Annotated in this window: 4 protein-coding genes, 4 tRNA genes and 2 rRNA genes (1 of these 10 running past the window's edge); all 10 read left to right on the top strand. The window is 54.8% G+C overall.

Features of this window, described 5'->3' with window-relative positions:
* Positions 1-1644: ribosomal RNA gene (locus tag JOE27_RS14385) — 23S ribosomal RNA — on the top strand (it extends 1248 nt beyond the left edge of the window).
* Positions 1645-1775: 131 nt separating this feature from the next.
* A 5S ribosomal RNA gene (gene rrf, locus JOE27_RS14380) occupies positions 1776-1891 on the top strand.
* A 154-nt stretch (positions 1892-2045) separates the two neighbouring features.
* Positions 2046-3005, top strand: coding sequence for a bifunctional biotin--[acetyl-CoA-carboxylase] ligase/biotin operon repressor BirA (gene birA / locus JOE27_RS14375; RefSeq protein WP_115273746.1), 960 nt, complete (start codon positions 2046-2048; stop codon positions 3003-3005).
* Positions 2995-3744 (top strand): pantothenate kinase, encoded by a 750-nt coding sequence (locus JOE27_RS14370; protein ID WP_115273747.1) that lies wholly within the window; start codon positions 2995-2997, stop codon positions 3742-3744. Before birA ends, JOE27_RS14370 begins: the two co-directional genes overlap by 11 nt.
* A 7-nt stretch (positions 3745-3751) precedes the next feature.
* Entirely contained in the window at positions 3752-4177 is a 426-nt protein-coding gene (locus tag JOE27_RS14365; RefSeq protein WP_046788138.1) for a hypothetical protein, read from the top strand.
* A 152-nt stretch (positions 4178-4329) separates the two neighbouring features.
* Positions 4330-4413: transfer RNA gene (locus JOE27_RS14360), tRNA-Tyr, on the top strand.
* 24 nt (positions 4414-4437) lie between these two features.
* Positions 4438-4511 (top strand) — tRNA-Gly (locus JOE27_RS14355).
* Positions 4512-4540: 29 nt separating this feature from the next.
* Positions 4541-4616, top strand: a tRNA-Thr gene (locus JOE27_RS14350).
* Between the two features lie 78 nt (positions 4617-4694).
* Positions 4695-5888: an elongation factor Tu gene (gene tuf / locus JOE27_RS14345; protein ID WP_003255489.1), complete on the top strand. Its 1194-nt coding sequence runs from the start codon at positions 4695-4697 to the stop codon at positions 5886-5888.
* A gap of 54 nt (positions 5889-5942) precedes the next feature.
* A tRNA-Trp gene (locus JOE27_RS14340) sits at positions 5943-6018 on the top strand.
* Positions 6019-6062 lie beyond the last annotated feature (44 nt).

Raw genomic sequence — 6062 nt, 5'->3', positions numbered from 1 at the left:
ACATGAGTAACGACAATGCGAGTGAAAAACTCGCACGCCGAAAGACCAAGGTTTCCTGCGCAACGTTAATCGACGCAGGGTTAGTCGGTCCCTAAGGCGAGGCTGAAAAGCGTAGTCGATGGAAAACAGGTTAATATTCCTGTACTTCCAGTTATTGCGATGGAGGGACGGAGAAGGCTAGGCCAGCTTGGCGTTGGTTGTCCAAGTTTAAGGTGGTAGGCTGAGATCTTAGGCAAATCCGGGATCTCAAAGCCGAGAGCTGATGACGAGTTGCCTTTAGGCGACGAAGTGGTTGATGCCATGCTTCCAAGAAAAGCTCCTAAGCTTCAGATAACTGGGAACCGTACCCCAAACCGACACAGGTGGTTAGGTAGAGAATACCAAGGCGCTTGAGAGAACTCGGGTGAAGGAACTAGGCAAAATGGCACCGTAACTTCGGGAGAAGGTGCGCCGGTGAGGGTGAAGGACTTGCTCCGTAAGCTCATGCCGGTCGAAGATACCAGGCCGCTGCGACTGTTTATTAAAAACACAGCACTCTGCAAACACGAAAGTGGACGTATAGGGTGTGACGCCTGCCCGGTGCCGGAAGGTTAATTGATGGGGTTAGCGCAAGCGAAGCTCTTGATCGAAGCCCCGGTAAACGGCGGCCGTAACTATAACGGTCCTAAGGTAGCGAAATTCCTTGTCGGGTAAGTTCCGACCTGCACGAATGGCGTAACGATGGCGGCGCTGTCTCCACCCGAGACTCAGTGAAATTGAAATCGCTGTGAAGATGCAGTGTATCCGCGGCTAGACGGAAAGACCCCGTGAACCTTTACTATAGCTTTGCACTGGACTTTGAATTTGCTTGTGTAGGATAGGTGGGAGGCTTTGAAGTGGGGACGCCAGTTCTCATGGAGCCATCCTTGAAATACCACCCTGGCAACTTTGAGGTTCTAACTCAGGTCCGTTATCCGGATCGAGGACAGTGTATGGTGGGTAGTTTGACTGGGGCGGTCTCCTCCCAAAGAGTAACGGAGGAGTACGAAGGTGCGCTCAGACCGGTCGGAAATCGGTCGTAGAGTATAAAGGCAAAAGCGCGCTTGACTGCGAGACAAACACGTCGAGCAGGTACGAAAGTAGGTCTTAGTGATCCGGTGGTTCTGTATGGAAGGGCCATCGCTCAACGGATAAAAGGTACTCCGGGGATAACAGGCTGATACCGCCCAAGAGTTCATATCGACGGCGGTGTTTGGCACCTCGATGTCGGCTCATCACATCCTGGGGCTGAAGCCGGTCCCAAGGGTATGGCTGTTCGCCATTTAAAGTGGTACGCGAGCTGGGTTTAGAACGTCGTGAGACAGTTCGGTCCCTATCTGCCGTGGACGTTTGAGATTTGAGAGGGGCTGCTCCTAGTACGAGAGGACCGGAGTGGACGAACCTCTGGTGTTCCGGTTGTCACGCCAGTGGCATTGCCGGGTAGCTATGTTCGGAAGAGATAACCGCTGAAAGCATCTAAGCGGGAAACTTGCCTCAAGATGAGATCTCACTGGGATCTTGAATCCCCTAAAGGGCCGTCGAAGACTACGACGTTGATAGGTTGGGTGTGTAAGCGCTGTGAGGCGTTGAGCTAACCAATACTAATTGCCCGTGAGGCTTGACCATATAACACCCAAGCAATTTGCTTCTGCAGATTGTGGTGGTGAAGACGAAAGAACCGAAAGTTCGCAACATCACAACTATCGCATATCCGAATTCGCTGGGCTGTCCATCTAGACATTCTGGCTACAGAATTTCTTGACGACCATAGAGCATTGGAACCACCTGATCCCATCCCGAACTCAGTAGTGAAACGATGCATCGCCGATGGTAGTGTGGGGTTTCCCCATGTGAGAGTAGGTCATCGTCAAGATTCATTTCGCAAAACCCCTATCTGCGCGAGCAGGTAGGGGTTTTGTCTTTTCTGGCTTTATACACGGTATTTGGCTCGTTTCGGGCGGCCCTTTTCCTATGCAAGCCCACTACCCATAGCTATCATGCCAGCCTTATTCCAAGTCGAGACTGGCATGCTGAAGTTGTTGAATCTCCTCAAGGATGGCCGGTTCCATTCCGGAGAAGCCTTGGGGGCAGCCCTCGGGGTGAGCCGCAGCGCCGTTTGGAAGCAGCTGCAGCATCTGGAGAGTGAGCTGAATCTCACCATTCACAAGGTTCGTGGGCGTGGCTATCAGCTAGCGGCGCCCTTGGCCTTGCTCGAAGCAAAGGCAATTGCCGAATTTGCTGGTGGTGAGCAATGGCCAATGTTCATCCACGAAACCATCGGCTCGACTAACGCTGAAGGGTTGCGGCTCGTGGGGGAGGGGCTGGCAGCTCCCTTTCTGGTGCTTGCCGAGCGACAGAGCGCTGGGCGTGGCCGTCGCGGTCGTCAGTGGGTAAGTCCTTTCGCGGAAAACCTTTACTACAGCCTGGTGTTACGTGTCGAAGGCGGCATGCGACAGCTCGAAGGGCTGAGTCTGGTGGTCGGCTTGGCGGTAATGCGCACCTTGGAAGGCTTCGGTGTTAAGGAAGTTGGGCTCAAGTGGCCTAATGATGTTCTTGTGCGTGGGCAGAAAATCGCCGGCATCCTGCTTGAGTTGGTCGGTGATCCGGCGGACGTCTGTCACGTTGTTCTTGGCATTGGCGTCAATGTGAACATGCAGGTAAACGTCCAGGTCGATCAGCAGTGGACATCCATACGGCGTGAGGTTGGCTCTCCCATCGATCGTAATCGCCTGGTGGCAATGCTCAGCCAGCAACTGCAGCACGAGCTGGCGCGTCACCGACGTTATGGTTTTGCCGCTTTTCAGGAGGAATGGGAGCAAGCACATCTATGGCAGGGGCGTAACGTATCGCTTGTTGCCGGCAGTACCCAGATCGATGGAGTAGTGCTTGGAGTGGATGGGCAGGGTGGCTTGCGCCTTGAGATCGATGGCGTCGAGAAGAGCTTCAGTGGTGGTGAGCTCAGTTTGAGGTTGCGTGATGATTCTTGAGCTCGATTGCGGTAACAGCTTCATCAAATGGCGAGTCATTCATGCTGTCGACGCTACTATCGTGGGTGGCGGCATTGTGGATTCGGATCAGGCGCTTGTGGCCGAGGTCGGTACTTTGGCTTCGCTGCGTTTGTCGGGTTGTCGTATCGTCAGTGTGCGCAGCGAGGAAGAAACGGCAGCGCTCTGTACGCTGATCGCTCAGGCGTTTTCTGTGTTGCCGCGTGTCGCGGAACCGGCTCGTGAGATGGCCGGGGTGCGCAATGGATATGAAGATTTCCAGCGCCTGGGCATGGATCGCTGGCTCGCGGCGTTGGGCGCTTTCCACTTGGCCAAGGGTGCGTGCTTGGTGATCGACCTGGGTACAGCTGCCAAGGCCGACTTCATTGGCGCTGATGGCGAGCATCTTGGGGGGTACATCTGCCCAGGTATGCCACTGATGCGCAGCCAGTTGCGCACGCACACTCGACGCATCCGCTACGACGACGCATCTGCGGAGCGTGCCTTGACCAGCCTTGCTCCTGGGCGCTCGACCGTCGAGGCGGTCGAGCGTGGCTGCGTGTTGATGCTGCAGGGCTTTGCTCGTACGCAGCTGGAGCAAGCACGCTCGCTGTGGGGGGAGGACTTTACTGTATTCCTCACTGGGGGGGATGCACCATTGGTGCGTGAAGCAGTACCGCAGGCGCGCGTGGTTCCCGACTTGGTATTCGTTGGCTTGGCAATGGCCTGCCCTTTGAGCTGAGGTGTTTATGCGTTGGTTGTTTCTGCTATTGCTGGTGCTCAACGTCTTCTATTACGTCTGGCACCAACAGGAAGCCCCGCTAAAAGCCAAGGATGTCGCCCCGCTCTCGTTGTACAAAGGCAATCAGCAGGAGATTCGTCTCTTGCGTGAAACGGGTGTGGCCACGCCGCCCCGTCGCCGCGACGAATGTCTGGTGGTGGGCGGCCTGGCAGGGCGAGATCAAATCGATGCCCTGCGCCAGCGCTTGTTGAGCTTGGATATCAGTGCATTGCCGGTATCTGGGCAGCTGCCCGGCGCTGATGGCCTCTGGCTCAAGATTTCCCCGGAAAGCGAGCGTTTGCTGGATCAAACGGTCCTCGCCACTCTTTCCAACGATTTCAAAGACTTAAAACATAAAATTATTTTCTGCCAGGGTATTGCAACTGGCGAATAGCTTGATAGAATGGCGCCCGCTTCACAGGGAACACCACTGAGGTGGTAGAGCTGGAGGCAGTGTCAAAGTTGCTAAGCTTCAGATTTGATTGAAAAAATTTGAAAATAAGCTTGACACTAGGGCGGCAGACAAATAGAATGCCGGCCACATCTGGAGGGATTCCCGAGCGGTCAAAGGGGACGGACTGTAAATCCGTTGCGAGAGCTTCGAAGGTTCGAATCCTTCTCCCTCCACCAGTTTTAGCGAGAGCCGCAAGCTCCGCGGGTATAGTTTAGTGGTAGAACCTCAGCCTTCCAAGCTGATGATGCGGGTTCGATTCCCGCTACCCGCTCCAAGTTTGCTGGGTTTTGCACAATGTGTTTCGCTCTTGTAGCTCAGTTGGTAGAGCACACCCTTGGTAAGGGTGAGGTCAGCGGTTCAAGTCCGCTCAAGAGCTCCATATAAACAAGGCAGATATGAAAATATCTGCCTTTGTTTTATCAGTGTAAGACTATTTCTTCTGCGGAGGATTGTATCGATGGCTAAGGAAAAGTTTGATCGTTCCCTTCCCCACGTTAACGTCGGCACTATCGGCCACGTTGACCACGGTAAGACCACTCTGACCGCAGCTCTGACTCGCGTTTGCTCCGAAGTTTTCGGTTCGGCAATCGTTGAGTTCGACAAGATCGACTCGGCTCCGGAAGAAAAAGCGCGCGGTATCACCATCAACACCGCTCACGTTGAGTACAACTCGACCATTCGTCACTACGCTCACGTTGACTGCCCAGGTCACGCTGACTACGTGAAGAACATGATCACCGGTGCTGCCCAGATGGACGGCGCGATCCTGGTTTGCTCGGCCGCCGATGGTCCGATGCCACAAACCCGTGAGCACATCCTGCTGTCCCGTCAGGTTGGCGTTCCGTACATCGTGGTCTTCCTGAACAAGGCGGACCTGGTAGACGACGCCGAGCTGCTGGAACTGGTCGAGATGGAAGTTCGCGACCTGCTGTCCACCTACGACTTCCCAGGCGACGACACTCCGATCATCATCGGTTCTGCTCGTATGGCCCTGGAAGGCAAAGACGACAACGAAATGGGCACTACCGCTGTCAAGAAGCTGGTAGAAACTCTGGACAGCTACATTCCTGAGCCAGTTCGTGCCATCGACCAGCCGTTCCTGATGCCGATCGAAGACGTATTCTCGATCTCGGGTCGTGGTACCGTTGTTACCGGTCGTATCGAGCGTGGTATCGTCCGCGTTCAGGATCCGCTGGAAATCGTTGGTCTGCGTGACACCACCACCACCACCTGCACCGGTGTTGAGATGTTCCGCAAGCTGCTGGACGAAGGTCGTGCTGGCGAGAACTGTGGCGTTCTGCTGCGCGGTACCAAGCGTGATGACGTTGAGCGTGGCCAGGTTCTGGTCAAGCCAGGTTCGGTCAAGCCGCACACCAAGTTCACCGCAGAAGTCTACGTTCTGTCGAAGGAAGAAGGCGGCCGTCACACTCCGTTCTTCAAAGGCTACCGTCCTCAGTTCTACTTCCGTACCACTGACGTGACCGGTAACTGCGAACTGCCGGAAGGCGTTGAAATGGTAATGCCAGGTGACAACATTCAGATGACTGTTACCCTGATCAAGACCATCGCAATGGAAGACGGTCTGCGCTTCGCTATCCGTGAAGGCGGTCGTACCGTCGGCGCCGGCGTCGTAGCAAAAATTATCGAATAAGTAGTTGATTTACTTGATCAGGCCGGTATAATGGCCGGCCTGATACAGCGTTACAGGTCAGTAGCTCAATTGGCAGAGCGACGGTCTCCAAAACCGTAGGTTGGGGGTTCGATTCCCTCCTGACCTGCCATTCACCTCAGTGTGATTGGCTTTCTTCTTACAGGATCCTCCCCG

This window comes from Pseudomonas sp. M5 (assembly GCF_016907075.1).
GTDB classification, from domain to species: domain Bacteria; phylum Pseudomonadota; class Gammaproteobacteria; order Pseudomonadales; family Pseudomonadaceae; genus Aquipseudomonas; species Aquipseudomonas putida_E.
The sequence above is the reverse complement of the archived record's forward strand: the minus strand, read 5'-3'. Positions and strand labels throughout refer to the sequence as shown.